At 76.7% G+C, this 240-nt stretch carries 1 protein-coding gene; it reads left to right on the forward strand.

Annotated features, from left to right (window positions below):
- Positions 1–240, forward strand: a 240-nt coding sequence (locus AOK03_RS44015; protein ID WP_482255960.1) for a P-type ATPase actuator domain-containing protein, incomplete at both ends; no start/stop codon positions are given.

Consider the following 240-nt stretch of genomic DNA (forward strand, 5'->3'; position numbering starts at 1 on the left):
ACCGACGGCACCGTCGTCGAGGGCGCCTCCGCCGTCGACGCCTCCATGCTGACCGGCGAGTCCGTGCCGGTCGACGTGGGCGTCGACGCCGCCGTGACCGGGGGCACCGTGAACGTCTCGGGGCGCCTCGTGGTGCGGGCGGCCAGGGTCGGCTCGGACACCCGGCTGGCGCGGATGGCGCGGCTCGTCGAGGACGCCCAGACCGGCAAGGCCCAGGTGCAGCGCCTCGCCGACCGGATC

This window comes from Streptomyces atriruber, from assembly GCF_001418325.1.
Lineage (GTDB): Bacteria > Actinomycetota > Actinomycetes > Streptomycetales > Streptomycetaceae > Streptomyces > Streptomyces atriruber.